This window comes from Pseudomonas duriflava, assembly GCF_007830155.1.
In the GTDB taxonomy this organism is placed as follows: Bacteria; Pseudomonadota; Gammaproteobacteria; order Pseudomonadales; family Pseudomonadaceae; genus Chryseomonas; species Chryseomonas duriflava.
On record NZ_VLKY01000002.1, the window covers coordinates 165,577 to 182,999 of the forward strand.

Genomic DNA, 17,423 nt, shown 5'->3' on the forward strand with positions numbered 1-17,423 from the left:
GATTTGCTACGTAGAAACGCTTGAAAGCGAGCCTTAGCGCCTGTTTCTTGGGTGTCTGGAAAATGCAGTTACCGACCAGCGGGACACCTGTTGGTCAAGAACAAGCTATTACTTAAGAGCGATAACAAGAACAACGCAAGAACACTACCTTCATGAACCCAGTGGGTTGCTGAGCAGCTGCGAAACGACAGTTGCATTGCAGGCATGAGCAGTACTGCCTGGACAGGACAAAGGGATGCATGTGTCGAGCCCGCAGTACGACATGTGATGGGTACGGCAATAGCCACTTCATAGGGTGTGACACGGCGACCAGCGCTCCCAGCAGGTAATGGGCAGCAGTCTCCTGGCTATGGAGGGGCAGGATCAAGGACTCAGGACGATGCTTTTCAATTCTGCGGTGTTCATTACCGGCTTTCTGCCGATCGTTTTATTAGGTTTTTTTCTTCTTACCGGAACAGGTCGATCACGCCTAGCCGTGCTATGGCTGACAGCCGCCTCGCTGGTGTTTTACGGCTGGTGGAATCCGGCCAACGTTCCCCTGCTGTTTGGCAGCATCGTATTCAACTACCTGCTCGGTGGTTATCTGCTGCGCCACCCTTCGAAGGCTGTGCTGGCGCTTGGGGTAATCGCCAACATTCTGTTGCTTGTCTACTACAAGTACACCGGCTTTCTCTTCGGGACGCTTGATGATGCCCTCGATTTGGGCTGGTCGATTGATGAAATCATCCTGCCGCTGGCCATCTCGTTCTTTACCTTTCAGCAGATCGCCTACTTGGTAGACGCCCATGACGGTGAAGTGGTCGAGCACGATTTTCTCAACTACTGCCTGTTCATCACGTTCTTCCCCCAATTGATTGCCGGCCCCATTACTCACCATGGCGAGATGTTCGACCAGTTCAAGGACAAAACCACTTTTCGTCCTCGTCTGGACAACATCTCTATTGGCGCTACCGTTTTCCTGCTGGGCTTGTTCAAGAAGGTCGTTATCGCCGACCCCTTGGGTGAAAAGGCTTCGCCCATCTTTGCCCTAGCGGCGGACGGGACGACACCTGGGCTTTACGACGCCTGGACCGGCGCGCTCAGCTATACCCTGCAGATTTATTTCGACTTTTCCGGCTACACCGACATGGCCATTGGTCTGGGGTTGCTGTTTGGCATCAGCCTGCCAACCAACTTCAACAGCCCGTTCAAGGCGCGCAACGTCATTGACTACTGGTCGCGCTGGCACATGACGCTAACCCGCTTTCTGACAGCCTATATTTACAACCCTATTGTCATGCGCACCACCCGGGCGCGTATGAGCGCCGGAAAACCCCTGCCCAAGCGGGGCAAGATGAACGCCAGTACCTTTATAGCCCTGGTAGCTTATCCCACGATCTTAACCATGTTCATCTCTGGCGTCTGGCATGGGGCAGGCTGGCAGTTCGTAGCGTTCGGTTTGCTGCACGGCTTCTATTTAATTGTCGCCCATGGCTGGCGCACCTATAAAGTCAGCAAGGGCTGGAAGCTCGATAGCGATCGGCTGGTGCACAAGATTCCGGCCGTCCTGTTGACCTTCTCCTGCGTTGTAGTCGCCATGGTGTTCTTCCGCGCCTCCACTCTTTCAGCTGCTTTGACCATGCTATCCGGCATGGTGGGCGTAGGTTCGACCGCAGCGGACCTGGAGCTACGCCGCGACGACGCCGTAACCTTCCTGAAAATCGGCCTGCTACTGGCCTTTGTCTGGACCTTGCCCAACATCCAGCAATGGATGAGTCACGTCCGCACCGCCCTGAATGCCCGCCCGCAAGAGCACTGGATCATGCGCTGGTTTCCCGGCATGACCTGGCATCCCAGCCCGACCATGGGCGTTGCCCTGGGCGTGCTGGGATTCTTCGCCCTGGCCTGCGCCTTTTCCGTCGCACCGACCGAATTCCTTTACTTCCAGTTTTAGATATTCACTTTCGAACCGGCTTGAGCGCCACCTACAGGAGCATCTCTCATGGATTCGCTACTTTGGCTCCCCTCGCACCCTGATCTCGACGCGGCTCTTGGCGAGGCCAAGCGGGAGACCGATCCAATGACCCGCCTCGCCCTGGCCGTACAGCTGGCGGGTTACCGTCGCGATTTCACCCTCACGGCCCGAATGGACAAGTTGGCTACCGAGGGCCTCGCTACCTTGGCCGAAACGGGGGACTGGGCGGCTCACCGACTCACCCCGCTACGCGTTGCGCTGTTGTCCTCCCATACGGTGGATCATCTGGTACCGGCGATTCGGGTGGCAGGTTTGAACCGCCGACTGGCCGTTTCGGTTCATGTCGCGCCTTACGGTATGTACCGGCAGTGCCTGCTTGCCGAAGACCCGGCACTTACAGCTTTTGACCCACAGATTCTGGTACTGGCCCTCGACGCGAAAGATGCCCCGTTACAGCTGCCTCTGGAGGCCTCTGAGGAAGAAGTGGATGCGGCGGTCGAGGCCCGTGTCGAAGAGTTGCGCCTGCTCTGGCGCCGGGCCCGGCAGCGCTTTGCCGCCCAGGTTATCCAGCAAACGCTGGTCCCGGCCGACCCGCCCCTGTTCGGCTCATACGAGTCCCAGGTACCGGCCGCTCCCTATGCGGTAATCGAGCGTCTGAACGCCGCCATTCGCACCGCCGCGCGCCAGGATGGCGTGCTGCTGCTCGATCTTGCCTGGCAGGCGGCGCAGGGCTTGTATGGACAAGGGCTGGCCGATCCGGTCCGCTGGCACCAGGCCAAACAATTGGTTAGCCCAACCCTGGCGCCCCTGTATGGCGATCATCTCGCCCGAATCCTGGCGGCCGGGGTGGGGTTATCCCGCAAGTGTCTGGTGCTCGACCTTGATAACACCCTATGGGGCGGTGTGGTGGGCGATGATGGCGTCGAGGGTATTCAACTTGGCCAGGGCAGCCCGAGCGGTGAAGCCTTCCTCGCCTTCCAACGCTATGCCGCCCAGCTGGCCCGGCGCGGGGTCATTCTTGCAGTGTGCAGCAAGAACACCCAGTCCGTAGCCGAGGCGGCATTCAACCATCCGGAAATGGCCATCAAACGGGGCGACATCGCTGCTTTTGTGGCCAATTGGGAGGACAAAGCCGGCAATCTGCGGCAAATCGCCTCGATGCTGGACATCGGCCTGGACAGCCTGGTCTTTGTTGACGACAACCCCGCCGAGCGGGACATCGTACGCCGTGAGCTGCCAGAGGTGGCTGTACCGGAGCTGCCGGACGACGTAGCCGATTATCCGGCCCGAGTATCGGCGGCCGGCTACTTTGAGGCCGTCTCCTTTACCGCCGATGACACCACGCGCAGCCGCAACTATGTGCTCAATGCCGAGCGCAAGGCAGCCTTGAGCCAGGCGACTGACATGGAGGGTTACTTGCGCGGCCTGGAAATGACGTTAACGGCCACACGCATCGGCCCGGCCGAGCTTGCCCGTACTACCCAACTGATCAATAAAACCAATCAGTTCAACCTTACCACCCGCCGCTACACCGAGGCCGAGGTCGAGCAGCTTGCCGTTAATCCTCGTGCGATAGCGCTTGCCCTGCGCCTGAAGGACAAATTTGGCGATAACGGCCTGATCAGCGTGGTGCTAGCCCGTCCCGACGCGAGCCTTGCGCCCGGCGAACTGCTCATCGACACCTGGTTGATGAGTTGCCGTGTGTTAGGGCGGCAGGTCGAAGAAGCCGTACTGGACGTCCTGACCACCGCGGCCGCCGGAGCGGGCTACAGCGCCCTGATTGGTGAGTACCGTCCCACCCCGCGCAACGGCATGGTGGCCGAACACTACCCCAACCTGGGCTTTGATTACCGACCGGCGCCGGAAGGTGCCGAGGCCGACGCCAGTTTCTGGCGCTACGACCTGACCGCTTCCCGTACCTCCCACCACTTTATCGAGATGACAGGCCTATGAACGAAACGGAACTTTATACAGCCCTGACCCAGGTTTTTCACGACGTTTTCGACGACGATAGTATCGTATTGAAACCGGACATGACCGCTGACGATATCGATGGCTGGGACAGCCAGACCCATGTCTTGCTAATCGTCTCGGCAGAACAGCGCTTCGGCATTAAGTTTCGGACCGCTGAATTGGAGTCACTGAAAAACGTCGGCCACTTCGCTCAGTTGATCAACACCAAACTCGAGGGACGCTAACGCCATGAGCCTGCCAGCAGAACATGCCAATGACGCATCATCCAAGGAAGAGTCCGCTACCAAAACCGGTATTTCACCGCGCTACATGGTGGCATTGTTTGGGGGTATGACCGGCGCCCTGGCGGTGTTCTGCCTGGGCCTGCTCGGCCTTAGCACGACCGATAACCTTCCACCGCCTGCATTTTCCAACAGCCTATGTGTGGACGAAAAACTGAGCTTTCTCCGCGAACGCCCGGTCACCTCGCCCAATCTTCTGGTCGTAGGCTCCTCAGTGGCCTGGCGTCACTTCGACGGTGCCGCCATCGTCAATCACGACCCAAGCGCAAGGCCGCTCAATGGCGCCTTTTGCGGCCTGCATGCCAACCAGTCGGCTTATGTAGCCAACTGGCTGCTGGACCGGGAACCTACTATCAAACAGGTCCTCATGATCGTCGACCCGCAGGATTTCGCCGGCTGCTGGAAGATACCCAATGAGGTATTCAATCGCGACGATGCCGATCAGTATGTATATGGCCAAGCCTCCCGCTGGGGCTATTACATGCGCTACTTCTCCCCCGGCTCGCTTGTACGCAACTCCCTGAGCGTCAAGGACCAGCGCGCCAACCGGATCGAATTCGACCCATTGGTCTTTGACCGTTTCGGCGATGGTCCACTCATGACTGAAAACAGCCGCGGCCTGCTTTATGGCCGTCCGGAGCCACTTGATCAGACCTGCTTTGACGCGCTTACCGCACTGTCCGAGCGGCTGCATCAAGAGGGACGGTCGCTAACCGTCGTGTCGACACCCCTGCACCCTGACTGGAAGGCTCAACAAGACCCCACCGGTACATTCCTTGCCGATTTCGACCGCAGGCTGGTATCGGCGTTGGCCTCTACCAACGCGCAATACTGGAATGGGGACAAGGAGTGGACCGCAACCCCCACGGCATTCATTGATGCCATTCACCTGCGCTGGTCAGCCGCTCAAGACTTCTCCGCCGCGCTGGCCAAACAACTGTATCTGGCAAAGGCATCGAACGATGACCGGCATGAGGAGCGCCTGGCCAGCACCACCCCTTGAGCGGGGCGTTTGCCTAACGGTCCTCCAAGGCCTTTTGCCGGGCTTCACGTTGGGCATCGATTTCCTGGTGCTTTTGCCGGATCGCCTCTTGACCGCGCTCGGTCACACTGGGCCGGGGCCGCTCAGGCTCCGGATCCCTCGGCCTTCCCGTGGAAGGGCGGTCCCGGTCCGGGTGCCTGTCATCAGGCTCCCCCCGACCCGGCAAACGGGGCGGATAGTGCCGGGGATAATGGGGATTACCGTAGTAGGGATAAGAATAAGGGTATTCGTAGGAGCGCTCGATGCCCATGGCGGGTGGATCATAGTCCTGCGGCGGCGCGACCGGCCGGGACGGCACCGGGTCGCCTGTCACTCGCGCAGGCGCCTGTGAAGTAGTGGTATCCGGGGCCGGTTCGCTTACCGGCGGTATGGGCGGGGCCATGAGCGTGGCCGGGCCCGTGCCGCTGGGGCGGGGACTGTCCAGCTCAAGCTGTTCGACCAGAGACTGGCCTGCCGGACAACGGCCCTGGGTAAAGGTCGTTTGGCCTTTTTCATCAACACATTTGATGACCGTATCGGCCTGTGCCGTTCCGGCGCCTGCCGCCATGCCCGTTACCAGCAGCACGGTTGCGTTCAGGAGTTTCCCGTTCATGGTAATCCGCCTCCAGGGCTTACAAGAGAGCAGCCCATTCCGGTTGGACCATAACTGCCGGGAAGCGCTTACCGGCTCCGGCCACCCTAGCTAATGCCTTTGAGTACTTAACTGCGTCCCCGTGCCAGGCAGCGCTGGTAACGTGTATCGACACGCTTGGCAAACCAGGCCGTGGTGAGTTTCCGGGTAATCTTTGGGCTTTCAAGGGTGATACCCGGCAGGACTGCTCGGGGCAGTTTACGCCCTCCGCGCTCGGCCAGCTCGAAAACCCGCGCATAGAGTTCCGTCTCTTCGAAGTCCAACCGGTCGCCCCGCTCCAACGCACGACGAATATCCGTTTCGCTCATGTCCAGCCGTGCACCCAACGTGCGTACTGCGCGCTCCGTCGAGCCCACGGCCAGGCTTCCATGAATGATGAGATCGCCGTCGAGGGCTAACGAAATACCCGTAGCACGGCTGACAGCCGCTTGAAACGCCGCATTGCGGCTGGCATACCAGCCCGCGTTGAAATCGGCGAAACGGTACAGCGCCTTGGGATAATTGGCCGGATAACCTAATAGATGCGCGGTACCAAAGTACAGGCCGCCCCGGCGGGTAAATACCTCACGACGAATCGAATCCTTCACCGTATAGGGATAATCGCGTGCGTTTTCTTCCGCAAAAGCAATACTGACCTGCATCGGCCCGCCCGTACGTACCGGGTTGAATGAGCCGAACAGCTGTCGACCCAGCGGCACCATCCCGATCAGATCGTCGAAGATAACGCTCAGTTCTCGCTCGGTACGGGCTGTTCTCAACCGTTCGCTATAGGTTTTTCCGTTGGGCGAGGAGATACGCAAGGCCGCGTTCACCACAAAACCAGGGATATGCAATTGAGCGGCGCGGCGGTCGATTTCCTGGCGGGCAATTTTACCCAGCCCCGGCACAGGCGGATCGACCTGAAACGTGGACTCCTGTTCAACCACGGCCAGGACAGCGCACAGGTTCTCGGTAGTAGGCTCCAGCTTTTGCGCCGTGAAAGCCGTCTGCAGATCGGTTGCCCACCCCTCGCGGTTAGCTACTGTCGTAGGCAGCAGTCGAATGATCTTCGCTCGAGTTTCCGCCGGACTGGGCATCGGTGCCTGTCGTGTAAGCGACGTGCCGCAACCTGCCAGCCCAAGCAGCGCGACGAGCGCCAGCAGTCCGGCTCCGTGACAGCGCAGTAAGCGCCACCCTGCCAGGCAAGGCCCGGGAGCGTCTGGTTTCCGGAGGTTAAGAAACGGTATGAAGGATGCGAAGGTAGTCAAAGGCATTAGGGCTTTAAGTAATGAAATGGCTCAGCTCTGACAGTAAAACACTAGAGTCGCTGCACGGGCCGCTCTTAAAAACCCATAAATGTATGCCCTTGTTTCGGCAAACCCTATCTCTTTAACAGGAAAGGCTTGCCACACAGTAGAATCGCGCCCCTTATTCACAGCGTGGACTTCCCCATGAGCAGCGAACTGCTGGTAGAAGACATTCAGATCGGCGAAGGCAAAGCGGTAGTCAAAGGCGCCCTGATCACTACTCAGTACAAAGGCACCCTTGAAGACGGAACGGTCTTCGACTCCTCTTATCTTCGCGGCAAACCGTTTCAGTGCGTCATTGGCACTGGCCGGGTAATCAAAGGCTGGGACCTGGGCCTGATGGGCATGAAAGTTGGCGGCAAGCGCAAGCTCTTTGTCCCGGCTGAGCTCGCCTATGGCGACCGCCAGGTCGGTGCGCATATTGCGCCGAACTCGAACCTGCTGTTTGAGATCGAATTGCTGGAAGTGCTGACGCGAGACGAGTAAGTCTCACACGTTACCCCTTCATCCCTGCCTTCTTACCGTTGCCAGGAGAACCGCTGCTGACTCGCTATCCCCTGACGCCCGATGGCCGCTATTTTGTCGTACGCGGACGTCTATGGCGTTGCACTAACCCCTCACTTCCGGCCCCGGAGCGCACGCGGCTTACTCATGAGTTGATGACGGCTCGTCGCGCCGTAGGAACGGCCAAGCGGGCCGGCGACAGGGAGGCCGAGCAGCGCGCACGGCACGCGGTTGATGAAGCCAAGCGTGCCTTGGGTGAGCGCGGCCCGGTCTGGTGGACAGACGGCGCCCCGGACTACAACCGCCGTCTCGTCCAAAACACGCCTTATGCCGCCTGGTTTCAGGCATTGCCCGACTCCAGCCAAAGCGTCTAGCTGATCTGACTGGGCCGTTCAACCTGAGGATTGAGAAACCTCGTAATGCTTTAGACCGCTACTCCTAGGCCAACATCGGAACTCCCAAAAGCGTGTCAGGCTCTCTAATGCACGTTTGATGCAAGAAGGGTTCGTGGCCGCCACGTCACACCGTCTGCCGATTATGACCCCTCCACGCTGGCCGGGTCTGGATCAGCAGAGGGAAACCCTTACTGGCATTCGAGGCCTCTGCCCATAGGCAGCAAGGTCACCGTAATACTTCGCCGCTCCACGGCCCCGGACAAGGTGCGGATAGAAGAACACGCCATACCTGACCACGAGGATACGCATGACCCTGATGACCTTCGTCTATTTGATTGCCGGCCTGGTTTTACTCGTCGGTGGCGCTGAAGTACTGGTACGCGGCGCTTCCAAGCTGGCGGCGCAACTGGGTATTACCCCGCTGGTCATCGGCCTGACCGTTGTGGCCTTTGGGACAAGTGCCCCGGAAACAGCCGTTAGCGTACAGGCCGCCTTTAATGACAAGGGTGACCTCGCCATAGGCAACGTAATCGGCAGCAATATTGCCAATGTCTTGCTCATCCTGGGGCTGACGGCACTGATTGCACCGCTGATCGTATCGCGCCAGTTGATTCGCCTGGACGTACCGATTCTGATTGGGGCCAGTCTGCTAACGTTTTTCCTTGCCCTGGATGGCATCTTGAGCAGACTTAATGGCGCCTTGTTATTTATCTGCGTCCTGGCTTATACCGCCTTCATGATCATCAGCAGCCGACGCGATCAACTCGCCATTCAGGCCGCGAGCGACATGCCGGATGATCTGCTTGAGCCCGCAACGCCCCACGCCTGGCTGATCAACCTGGCGCTGGTCATCGTAGGCCTGGTACTACTTGTCGGTGGCTCCCATTTTCTGGTGGAAGGCGCAGTCAGTCTTGCACGAGCGCTCGGCCTGTCGGAGTTGGTGATCGGTCTCACGGTCGTTGCCATAGGCACCTCTCTACCAGAGCTGGCTACCTCAGCCATGGCGGCCTTGCGCGGCGAACGTGATATCGCGGTGGGTAACGTAGTGGGCAGCGGTATTTTCAACCTGCTCTGCGTACTTGGCCTGGCCTCGCTGGTCTCGCCTTCGCCCATTCCAGTATCGCCTAATGCGCTGGCGTTCGATTTTCCTGTGATGATTGCCGTTGCCTTTGCTTGCCTGCCCATCTTTTTTTCCGGTTATCGCATCGATCGCTGGGAGGGACTGCTGTTTTTCGCCTATTACATCGCCTATACCGTCTATCTGGTCCTGTTCTCTACCGGACGACCATCCGCTGAGATATTTGGCCATGCGATGCTCGTCTACGTCCTTCCGCTGACCGTGATTACGCTGCTGGTCATTGCCAGCCATGCCTGGCGTAAACAACGAAAGCATCGCGGTTGATCATATCGCCTTAGGGTGGGTCTACAGTAGGGAGATGAATGAGGAGAACCAAACCGTGCCGACGTACTACCAATACATCATCAATGGCGAAGCAAAGACAGGCGTGATCGAGCAATCCTCTACGGAGCATCAGCATCACGACGCGATCGCCCAAATCGTGCAGGCCATTGCTGACACGGAAAATACTGTCGTCAACCTACCATCCTCTCCGCCCGCCAACAGGCACCTTGCCTACCCCAAGGCCATGATTGCGCCAGAGCAGGACGATGCTGTTTATCACTTGTCGATCGAGGAGCTTGAGATCAGCTCGGACGGCATCAAGTGGTACAAGATACAGACGGTCGGCTGACACCTTCTGAACGTCTGCAAAGGCTGCATCAGGAGCGCTGAAGCAATGCCCTGACGTAAAGAAACGCCCCGATAAACACACCGCCTCCGGTACTGAAAATCAGAAACAGGTAGTCGGAACCGAGGCCGCCAAACGACAGGATTACAATAGCGACCAATAACATTCCTGTGGCTCCTAGCACCAGAGCAAAACCTAGTGCTAGCAAGGCATCTATCGCCTCCTTCATATCCTTACCCTTCCAGCGGTAAGCCCGCTTCCCGGCTGATTGAACAAGCGATCACATCCCGCACCCTATCAAACTGCATAGCCCAGCGTTACTTTTCTGACGCCATTCGTGCATTCGATCATTTCAAGGCGCTTCGAGTGAAGCACAAGAGCAGGACAGAAGGAATTCAACTCTTTATCTACTTGTTGCTGCTAGTTCTAACTCGGGATTTCAAGGCAAGTCCGTCACAGGAGCAGATAGGCGTCAAGGTTCTGCCCCAAAAGAGCGGCACGGGGCTTGCAAAAGGGATACTGAGCTTATGTTCGACATGACTGAAAGGAATAGGTTGTGTGTTAGCCAGATCCTGCACCAAGCCAGGTTCTGCCTATAAACACAGGAGTCCATTCACGTACGGCGGCAAGCCGCTCGAGATGTACATTCATGCGAAAAGAATATGTAGCAGCAGTAATAGCCACCTGTTTGGCACTTCCCGTTCATGCCGATCTGACTCGAGCAGAACAGTCCTTTTTCAATGCCCATCCCGATTGGTCCAATACCAGTCAGAATCTCAGCAAAGCTGATCTTGCATGGCACGCCGTCAATACATTTGGGTTTAACTGCCCAGAGGTGATCAAGGAAAAACGCATCCTGGGCAGCCATCACTCCATCATTATTTGCAACACTGGTACACGGGTAAGGGTACATCCGGTCATCAATGACAAGCCGTTGATGACACTGGTCGTTAATCAGTTCTGACCTACGCGTTCCGGCACTCCAGGCGGTTTGGCGACTCCAACCAGGTACAAGCCCATACAAGGGCCTGTACCTAGACCTGGAGGAAACGACATGACCGACTACAGCCACGGCAGATATCTTGTGTTTGGCTATGGCAAAGACGCCAAGCAGATCGGATTGATCAACCAGGATGGCTTCGTTCGCTCAAGTGATGACTCTAATGTACTGATCTACCGTATTGACGGTGATCAGGTCTATGACATGGACGACAACTACCTGGGCGACATCGACGAAGGTACCGCGATCTCAGCCAATGGCGAGCATCTATTCACGATACAAGCCGAGTAGGGCCACGAGGCTTCACTCAATCAAGACATAGACAAGCAGGTATAAGGTCAGAAAGCCTACCGCTCCGATGCATCCGGTAAGCGCGAGAGAAATCAGGATGGCTTGAGAGTAACCATCATAATAAACGGCAAATGCTCCCAATGAGCACAACACAACAATGGCAAAACAGACGCTAATCGCCGTAGCCAAGACAAGCTCTTCCAGAGGCTTCGTCCTGTACGTCATATCCCGGGACCTCTTGTCGGCTTTGTAGCTGAAAGCAGCAAAACGGCTGCACCCAATGCGCTGACAGCCGTTATTGCTGCGTCAGAATTAGTAGCAAAGAGCTACCAGCGCATCTGAGCCTGGGTCTTTAAAAAGGTTCATCACCCCAAAGATGGCAGTACCGGCTTATAGGCCGGTACCGGGGCTGAAAACCTTTATTGATAGGCGCAGGGCAGAAAGGCCCTGGCGTGGAAGAGCCGAGACGGCAAAGGGGTGGTCAGTAAAGCGACCATGCCACCATCAAAGGTGGAATCAGTACCAACAGACCGAGAAGCCCAACGGTCAACGGCGCTCGCCTTGTAAAGCTCTCCGACAAGCCTTCGCAGAAGACCACGACGATGCCGGCTGCCGAAAGGCTGGCCGTGCCAAAGCCGATTGCTACGAGAAAAGGTACCCAGAAGATGTTCAGATCCTTGATCACAGCGTCGTCCTCTGAATCGCTTGAATGCGTCATGCTTTATTAGCAATAGCACAGCCATCCTGTCGCACAGATGAAAATGCGCGCAGAAGAGATACCACTCATCGTTTCGCTAGAGTAGGGCAAGGTTAAAGCCCTTCTTTCAGGCTACCGGTGCGAATACACGCTGTGAACAGGCTTGTCTGTAGCTCAATAGATCACATTCCGAATAAAGCGTACCGGCTGGGAGCTGTCATTTCGATAAGCGTAACGATTGGCATCGCCAGAAAACGAAAAGCACTCTCCGGCCTTGATAATCTGTTCATGCTTATCCTGCTCCAGCACAAGCTGTCCTTCGACGACGATGAACATTTCCTGCCAGCCGGCCGGGTTGGAAGCCGATATATAACGCTCCCCTGGCATCAAGCGCCACTCCCAGAGTTCGACTTCGCTTCGAGCGGGACAGCTACCCAGCAAGACCCCCTGGGAACCCGTCTTCTCGCCCTTCCAGACTACCGCACCGACCTGCCGAGCATCATGGGCTGAAGCCTCCAGAACCAGCTCCTTGAACTTGACCCCCAATGCCTCGGCGAGCCGGTCCAGTGTATTGAGGCTTACATTTGAGTCGCCCGACTCAATGGAAACCAGCATCCTGCGACTGACGCCCGAACGCTCAGCCAGGGCTTGCTGACTAAAGCCGGCTTGAATACGAAGCCGACGTAGGTTTTCTGCGACATGTTCAAGCACATCCATTTGACCTCTCCTCTGCGCACTACCATGCTCGTGTCTACTTGACTGCCCTACTCTATAGGGGCTCCATTCAGCAGATACTCATGCGTACATCGACCCCTTCCACTGTATCCGTTCTGCCTGCCATTGCCTTTTTATTGGTCGCCATGCTGTCTATCCATTCGGGTGCCAGCTTGGCCAAGACCCTGTTCCCCTCTGTCGGCGCCACGGGAGTCACAGCCTTGCGTCTAGGCTTTGGAGCACTCTTGCTACTTATCGTGTTTCGCCCCTGGAACGCGCCGCTCGGCAGGCTACCGTGGCGCATGTTGCTAGGCTATGGCCTTTCCATGGGCCTGATGAACGTACTGTTCTATCTCGCGCTTGAGCGTCTTCCGCTGGGCATCGCCGTGGCCCTTGAATTCACCGGCCCCCTGTCATTGGCGCTTTTAGGCTCGCGCCGACCACTCGATTTTGCCTGGATTGCTTTAGCCGTGATCGGCATTCTCCTTCTGCTTCCCTGGTCAGCACAGCAGGCACCTATCGATCTTTTGGGCGTCGCGTATGCGTTAGGCGCTGCCCTTTGCTGGGCGCTGTATATCGTGTTCGGCCAGAAGACCGGAGCTGAACACGGCACGCAAACAGTTGCCCTGGGCGCCGTCATTGCCGCGCTGGCGGTTGTTCCCTGGAGCGTCGCCGTGGCTGGCAATGCCCTGCTGTCAGCTACCCTGTTGCCTTTAGGACTGGCTGTCGCGGTCTTGTCCATGGCGCTGCCCTTTACCCTTGAAATGATGGCCATGACCCGTCTACCGACCTCTACGTTCGGCCTGTTGATGAGCCTTGAGCCGGCAATTGGCGCGCTGTGTGGCATGCTGTTCCTGCATGAGCACCTGAGTACGCTGCAATGGATAGCAATCGCCTCGATCATGGCCGCCACGGCCGGTACGGCTTATGGCGCCCGGCTCAAAGCGCTGCCTGTAGCGGATTGATCCGACGAAGGAAACCGTTTCATGGCCAATCGCAGGGACTCTTGCCCTCCTATGAATGGTCATAGTGTTATCTGATCCTTAACGAGACAAACCATGACTTCTACATCTCATCCAACTTTTCAGGCCCTGGAAGAAGCGCAGCGCATTGCTGCACGCTGGCAGGAGCCCGACTGCAAGTGCACCGCCGAAGAGCCCAAGGAAGCGTTCGACGCTCTGTTTGCCCAATGGGCGCCAAGTGGGGCCGATGTAGGCTTTCTCAAACAGGCTGACGAAGCGCTGCTTGCGGTAAAGCACGTTCTCAATGATTGGGCGCAACGGGGCGGAGACAGCGCCGAAGTACAGACCCAGCTACTCTGGATTCTCGAACAAGAGGCCCTATTGGCCGCTCAACGGAATTACATAGCCGGACTCAACGGTGCCTGAACCCAAGGCAGCCGAACCCTGCGGCTGTCAGTGTTTCAACCGGTCGATGATCTGGTTGGTCGCGGTAATGGCCTGCTGATTGTTCCGCTCTACGTCTTCACGAATCAGCATGGCCATGACGGTCATGATTGAGGCCCGACAGACCGAGGACATGTCGTTTGCCTCTTCCATCATCAGCCGATAGAGAATGGAGCAGGCCAGTTTGCGGTCGTATGGAGGCAACGTCTCGCTACTGGCAAGGCGGGTAAGTTCTTCGTTAATCACGTGTGAGTCCATTCTGAGGTCCGTCAATGTTCCGCCTGGGCAGGCCATTGGAAAGCACCATGTTGCCTTCCAATGGCTACCGCCCCGACTGTTCGGGGAATGGCACTTTGATAGGTGAAATTCAAAAGAGTTTATTCCAGCCGTCGGCCGCTGCTGATTTATCCCGTATGAAACAGAGTGGCATCCTCCAAAAGTTACCCCGCGCATTTCAGCTCTTATTTTCAAGTAGAAAGTAACAGTCCTTCACTATAGGCAGAATTTATTCGCTTACAGTTACCTAATACCATTCAATCACGCTTTAAATACGCGGCGAAACACTCTTGCAAGGGCTCACCCAATGCCCTTTCCGTTTCGCATGCTTCAGTACGGCAAAACCGTTGAAGCCGATCATATTTGCGTTATAGGAGTGATGATAATGAAACGTTTAACAACCCTGTTTGCAGCTGCCTGCGCCACGCTGACGGTATCGCTGGCTCATGCAGCGGAACACCCTGTTGTAGAGCAATACACCTATTCGACTCAGCTGGATATCGCCAAGGTGATCGACCTGGAACAACCCGCTGATGTATGCAGCGTGGTGCCGGTACATATGACCTATGAAGACCATCAAGGTCAGCGTCACACCATCGAGTACTCCGTCATGGGCACTGGGTGCACCAATAACTAAGCGTACTCCAGCAGGAGACAAAGGCTTCTTGCCTTCGAAATCACGACCGTTCGGGGCTATTTGGATCGCCACATTCCGACACGAGTGATACCCGCTCAGTGGCTTCACGTGTACAAGCGCTTATAGCCTCGACAGACGTCATAGTCTTTGCAGCATGTGGTTTCTCAAGCAAACGCCTGACTCCTCTCGCTCCCTCCCCAGGCGGCTCGAATAGGGCCGCCTGGTACCGCCGAGACAAAAGCTATCGCCGGGTCACTCCGCCCGTTCTCAAAGACCGCTGCTGCGCTTGCAAAGCACGGTCTTGATGGGATCTGAAGATTGAAAATTTGTTACAAAGTAATGATAATAAGAAACGCTTTTATTTGAGTTTAGTTTTTTATGGAATCCCGCGTTCTAAAAGAGCTTTTAGATGGACGTAAATTTATTAAGCTAAACTTAAGCGTCATCGCCATAGCAAGTACGCTACAGCTTGATCCACTACTTGCCGCAACAACTTCTGAAGATACCAATCCTGACCAGAAAGCCGAGCTCAATCTAGGTCCGACCACTATCGTTGGCGAGTCCTCACCTGCCGGCACCACTTATCAACCTCCTCCTATCTCCAACATCCTGCGTTCTGGCACGCCTGTTCAAGAAAGTCCGCAAAGCGTGACGATCGTGCCCGCGCAAGTGATCAAAGATCAGGCCCCAGCCTTTATTGATGATGCGCTGCATAATGTTAGCGGCATTACCCAAGGCAATACCTTGGGTAGAGTGCTGGACGCCGTGATGAAACGCGGTTTCGGTGACAACCGTGATGGCTCCATCATGCGTGACGGCGCCCCGGTGGTGCAGGGTCGCAGCCTGACCGCTACGACAGAAAGCGTCGAAGCGCTCAAGGGCCCGGCCTCACTGCTGTACGGCATCCAGGATCCTGGCGGCGTGGTCAATGTAGTGACTAAAAAACCGCAATTGACCGCCTATAACGCGGTTACCGCTCGTGTTTCCACTTATGGCAATGGAAAAAACGGTAGTGGTGGCCAATTTGACTCTACAGGTCCTATCGGCGATTTCGGCCTGGCTTACCGTCTTATCGTAGATTACAGCGACGAAGACTACTGGCGTAGTTTTGGCAACGATCGCTCCGAACTCATAGCGCCTTCACTTGCCTGGTATGGCGACAATACTCAAGTAAGGCTGTCCTTTGAGCAGCGTGAGTACGACTCGCCATTTGATCGTGGCACAGTGATTGACCCTACGACCAACCGTCCACTGCATATCTCGGCAACTCGCCGTCTGGATGAACCGTTCAACGTCAGGGAAGGACGCTCGACCCTTACTCAGTTCGAGGTCGATCATCAGTTCAACGAAAACTGGAACGGTCACTTTGGCTATAGCTGGAACCGCGAGACCTATGATGACAATCAGGCGCGTGTTACGGGTATCGACACTACTACCCAGACAGTAACCCGCCGTATTGACGGTACCCATGGTGCTGTCAGCACCGACAGCTTCGCTACCGCCAGCCTGACGGGAAGCACTGAGCTCTTGGATATGCAGCATGACATGCTGGTGGGTGTGGATTCGGAAAAGCGCAAGTATTTCCGGGCAGACCTGGTACGTGGCGATGACAGCGTTCTGAGTTATACCAATCCGGTCTACGGCACCGTTGGGACATCGGATAACGTGGTTGCCAGCCAGAGCGACCAGACCGACAAGCTTCGCCAGGATGCCCTATTCCTGCAGGACAGTATCCACCTGGACGATCATTGGATCGTTGTGCTGGGCGGACGCTACCAGATCTATGATCAATATGCCGGTAGAGGGCGCCCTTTTACCGCCAATACCGACATCAATGGCCAGAAATGGGTGCCGCGGGCCGGTCTGGTGTACAAGCTGAATGATCAGCTTTCGTTCTACACCAGTTATGCCGAATCGTTAAAACCTAATTCGACTGTCGCACCGTTAAGTACAGGCCAGATCATCGATTCTACGATCAAGCCTGAAGAGTCCAAGTCCTGGGAGATTGGAGCCAAACTTGATATCCCTGGCAGACTGACAGGGACTCTCGCGGTCTATGACATTCACAAAAAGAATGTACTGGTATCCCAAGCTGACGACGCGGGTGTAATCACCATGCGCAATGCCGGAAAGGTACGTTCTCGTGGTGTGGAACTGGATGTTTCCGGCCAGCTCACAGAGCGCTGGAGCCTGATTGGCGCCTACGCCTACACCGATGCCGAAGTCACTGAAGACCCTGACTATGCAGGCAACAACCTTGCCAACGTAGCGCGCAACACCGCGTCGCTGTCGGCAGTCTATGACATGGGTGAGATATGGGGAGGCGATAAGCTTCGCATAGGTGCTGGTGCCCGTTACGTTGGCGAACGAGAAGGCGACTCGGAGAACTCGTTCAAGTTGCCGTCTTACACCGTGGCCGATGCTTTTGCCAGTTACGACACGCGAATGCTCAATCACAAGGTAAAGTTTCAGCTCAACGTGAAAAACCTGTTTGATCGCACTTATTACACGGCAGCAGCCAGCAATTATTACGTGTATCTAGGCGACAGCCGACAGGTGATCCTGTCTACGACGCTAGAATTCTAAT

General features: G+C 56.4%; 21 protein-coding genes. 14 read left to right on the forward strand and 7 right to left on the reverse strand.

The window, feature by feature from the left end; all coding sequences use genetic code 11:
* Positions 1-379: 379 nt before the first annotated feature.
* The 4 genes from IQ22_RS03175 to IQ22_RS03190 are packed head-to-tail and all read left to right on the forward strand — an operon-like array spanning position 380 to position 5,212.
* Positions 380-1,933, forward strand: coding sequence for an MBOAT family O-acyltransferase (locus tag IQ22_RS03175; RefSeq protein ID WP_145137949.1), 1,554 nt, complete (start codon positions 380-382; stop codon positions 1,931-1,933).
* A 48-nt stretch (positions 1,934-1,981) separates the two neighbouring features.
* Positions 1,982-3,907, forward strand: a complete 1,926-nt coding sequence (locus tag IQ22_RS03180; protein ID WP_145137952.1) for an HAD-IIIC family phosphatase — start codon at positions 1,982-1,984, stop codon at positions 3,905-3,907.
* Positions 3,904-4,152 (forward strand): acyl carrier protein, encoded by a 249-nt coding sequence (locus IQ22_RS03185; protein ID WP_145137955.1) that lies wholly within the window; start codon positions 3,904-3,906, stop codon positions 4,150-4,152. The genes IQ22_RS03180 and IQ22_RS03185 overlap by 4 nt, the downstream gene beginning before the upstream one ends.
* A gap of 4 nt (positions 4,153-4,156) precedes the next feature.
* Positions 4,157-5,212, forward strand: a complete 1,056-nt coding sequence (locus IQ22_RS03190) for a hypothetical protein (RefSeq protein WP_145137958.1) — start codon at positions 4,157-4,159, stop codon at positions 5,210-5,212.
* A gap of 13 nt (positions 5,213-5,225) precedes the next feature.
* On the opposite strand, the gene IQ22_RS03195 is transcribed toward IQ22_RS03190, so the two are convergent.
* Positions 5,226-5,843 carry a DUF4124 domain-containing protein gene (locus tag IQ22_RS03195; RefSeq protein WP_145137961.1) on the reverse strand — a complete coding sequence of 206 codons (618 nt, stop codon included), beginning with the start codon at positions 5,841-5,843 and terminating at the stop codon, positions 5,226-5,228.
* Between the two features lie 107 nt (positions 5,844-5,950).
* Entirely contained in the window at positions 5,951-7,045 is a 1,095-nt protein-coding gene (locus tag IQ22_RS03200; protein ID WP_244308934.1) for a DUF1615 domain-containing protein, read from the reverse strand.
* Between the two features lie 267 nt (positions 7,046-7,312).
* Between IQ22_RS03200 and IQ22_RS03205 the strand changes: the two genes are divergently transcribed.
* From IQ22_RS03205 to IQ22_RS03220, 4 genes are all read left to right on the forward strand, one after another.
* A complete protein-coding gene (locus IQ22_RS03205) occupies positions 7,313-7,654 on the forward strand; it encodes an FKBP-type peptidyl-prolyl cis-trans isomerase (protein ID WP_145137966.1) in 342 nt (113 codons plus the stop codon).
* Positions 7,655-7,692: 38 nt separating this feature from the next.
* Positions 7,693-8,046, forward strand: a complete 354-nt coding sequence (locus IQ22_RS03210; RefSeq protein ID WP_244308906.1) for a hypothetical protein — start codon at positions 7,693-7,695, stop codon at positions 8,044-8,046.
* 328 nt (positions 8,047-8,374) lie between these two features.
* Entirely contained in the window at positions 8,375-9,469 is a 1,095-nt protein-coding gene (locus IQ22_RS03215; RefSeq protein ID WP_145137969.1) for a calcium/sodium antiporter, read from the forward strand.
* 55 nt (positions 9,470-9,524) lie between these two features.
* A complete protein-coding gene (locus IQ22_RS03220) occupies positions 9,525-9,818 on the forward strand; it encodes a hypothetical protein (protein WP_145137973.1) in 294 nt (97 codons plus the stop codon).
* A 28-nt stretch (positions 9,819-9,846) separates the two neighbouring features.
* Here the strand turns inward: IQ22_RS03220 and IQ22_RS03225 are convergent, their stop codons facing one another.
* Positions 9,847-10,044 carry a hypothetical protein gene (locus IQ22_RS03225; protein WP_145137976.1) on the reverse strand — a complete coding sequence of 66 codons (198 nt, stop codon included), beginning with the start codon at positions 10,042-10,044 and terminating at the stop codon, positions 9,847-9,849.
* 420 nt (positions 10,045-10,464) lie between these two features.
* On the opposite strand from IQ22_RS03225, the gene IQ22_RS03230 reads away from it, so the two are divergent.
* Together IQ22_RS03230 and IQ22_RS03235 are read left to right on the forward strand one after the other, a co-directional pair.
* Positions 10,465-10,779 (forward strand): hypothetical protein, encoded by a 315-nt coding sequence (locus IQ22_RS03230; protein ID WP_145137980.1) that lies wholly within the window; start codon positions 10,465-10,467, stop codon positions 10,777-10,779.
* Positions 10,780-10,869: 90 nt separating this feature from the next.
* Entirely contained in the window at positions 10,870-11,106 is a 237-nt protein-coding gene (locus tag IQ22_RS03235; RefSeq protein WP_145137983.1) for a hypothetical protein, read from the forward strand.
* A gap of 12 nt (positions 11,107-11,118) precedes the next feature.
* Here the strand turns inward: IQ22_RS03235 and IQ22_RS03240 are convergent, their stop codons facing one another.
* The 3 genes from IQ22_RS03240 to IQ22_RS03250 all read right to left on the reverse strand — a co-directional run bounded on the left by IQ22_RS03240 (position 11,119) and on the right by IQ22_RS03250 (position 12,520).
* The gene (locus tag IQ22_RS03240) at positions 11,119-11,331 is read right to left on the reverse strand and encodes a hypothetical protein (protein WP_145137986.1); all 213 of its coding nucleotides are present in this window, start codon (positions 11,329-11,331) and stop codon (positions 11,119-11,121) included.
* Positions 11,332-11,587: 256 nt separating this feature from the next.
* A complete protein-coding gene (locus IQ22_RS03245; protein WP_145137989.1) occupies positions 11,588-11,791 on the reverse strand; it encodes a hypothetical protein in 204 nt (67 codons plus the stop codon).
* A gap of 186 nt (positions 11,792-11,977) precedes the next feature.
* Positions 11,978-12,520, reverse strand: coding sequence for a helix-turn-helix domain-containing protein (locus tag IQ22_RS03250; RefSeq protein ID WP_145137992.1), 543 nt, complete (start codon positions 12,518-12,520; stop codon positions 11,978-11,980).
* A gap of 80 nt (positions 12,521-12,600) precedes the next feature.
* Here IQ22_RS03250 and IQ22_RS03255 point away from each other — a divergent pair, with 80 nt between their 5' ends.
* The gene (locus IQ22_RS03255; protein ID WP_145137995.1) at positions 12,601-13,482 is read left to right on the forward strand and encodes an EamA family transporter; all 882 of its coding nucleotides are present in this window, start codon (positions 12,601-12,603) and stop codon (positions 13,480-13,482) included.
* 93 nt (positions 13,483-13,575) lie between these two features.
* Positions 13,576-13,905: a hypothetical protein gene (locus IQ22_RS03260; RefSeq protein ID WP_145137998.1), complete on the forward strand. Its 330-nt coding sequence runs from the start codon at positions 13,576-13,578 to the stop codon at positions 13,903-13,905.
* 27 nt (positions 13,906-13,932) lie between these two features.
* On the opposite strand, the gene IQ22_RS03265 is transcribed toward IQ22_RS03260, so the two are convergent.
* Entirely contained in the window at positions 13,933-14,169 is a 237-nt protein-coding gene (locus IQ22_RS03265; RefSeq protein ID WP_145138000.1) for a hypothetical protein, read from the reverse strand.
* Positions 14,170-14,584: 415 nt separating this feature from the next.
* Between IQ22_RS03265 and IQ22_RS03270 the strand changes: the two genes are divergently transcribed.
* Positions 14,585-14,836, forward strand: coding sequence for a DUF2790 domain-containing protein (locus IQ22_RS03270; protein WP_145138002.1), 252 nt, complete (start codon positions 14,585-14,587; stop codon positions 14,834-14,836).
* A 378-nt stretch (positions 14,837-15,214) separates the two neighbouring features.
* Positions 15,215-17,422 (forward strand): TonB-dependent siderophore receptor, encoded by a 2,208-nt coding sequence (locus IQ22_RS03275; protein WP_145138004.1) that lies wholly within the window; start codon positions 15,215-15,217, stop codon positions 17,420-17,422.
* Position 17,423: the final 1 nt, after the last annotated feature.

Coding starts and splice junctions, on each gene's coding strand:
- IQ22_RS03275 (WP_145138004.1), top strand. CDS start 15,215: ATGGAATCCCGCGTTCTAAAAGAGCTTTTAGATGGACGTAAATTTATT.
- IQ22_RS03270 (WP_145138002.1), top strand. CDS start 14,585: ATGAAACGTTTAACAACCCTGTTTGCAGCTGCCTGCGCCACGCTGACG.
- IQ22_RS03205 (WP_145137966.1), top strand. CDS start 7,313: ATGAGCAGCGAACTGCTGGTAGAAGACATTCAGATCGGCGAAGGCAAA.
- IQ22_RS03255 (WP_145137995.1), top strand. CDS start 12,601: ATGCGTACATCGACCCCTTCCACTGTATCCGTTCTGCCTGCCATTGCC.
- IQ22_RS03175 (WP_145137949.1), top strand. CDS start 380: ATGCTTTTCAATTCTGCGGTGTTCATTACCGGCTTTCTGCCGATCGTT.
- IQ22_RS03250 (WP_145137992.1), bottom strand. CDS start 12,520: ATGGATGTGCTTGAACATGTCGCAGAAAACCTACGTCGGCTTCGTATT.
- IQ22_RS03190 (WP_145137958.1), top strand. CDS start 4,157: ATGAGCCTGCCAGCAGAACATGCCAATGACGCATCATCCAAGGAAGAG.
- IQ22_RS03225 (WP_145137976.1), bottom strand. CDS start 10,044: ATGAAGGAGGCGATAGATGCCTTGCTAGCACTAGGTTTTGCTCTGGTG.
- IQ22_RS03260 (WP_145137998.1), top strand. CDS start 13,576: ATGACTTCTACATCTCATCCAACTTTTCAGGCCCTGGAAGAAGCGCAG.
- IQ22_RS03215 (WP_145137969.1), top strand. CDS start 8,375: ATGACCCTGATGACCTTCGTCTATTTGATTGCCGGCCTGGTTTTACTC.
- IQ22_RS03235 (WP_145137983.1), top strand. CDS start 10,870: ATGACCGACTACAGCCACGGCAGATATCTTGTGTTTGGCTATGGCAAA.
- IQ22_RS03230 (WP_145137980.1), top strand. CDS start 10,465: ATGCGAAAAGAATATGTAGCAGCAGTAATAGCCACCTGTTTGGCACTT.
- IQ22_RS03180 (WP_145137952.1), top strand. CDS start 1,982: ATGGATTCGCTACTTTGGCTCCCCTCGCACCCTGATCTCGACGCGGCT.
- IQ22_RS03240 (WP_145137986.1), bottom strand. CDS start 11,331: ATGACGTACAGGACGAAGCCTCTGGAAGAGCTTGTCTTGGCTACGGCG.
- IQ22_RS03195 (WP_145137961.1), bottom strand. CDS start 5,843: ATGAACGGGAAACTCCTGAACGCAACCGTGCTGCTGGTAACGGGCATG.
- IQ22_RS03185 (WP_145137955.1), top strand. CDS start 3,904: ATGAACGAAACGGAACTTTATACAGCCCTGACCCAGGTTTTTCACGAC.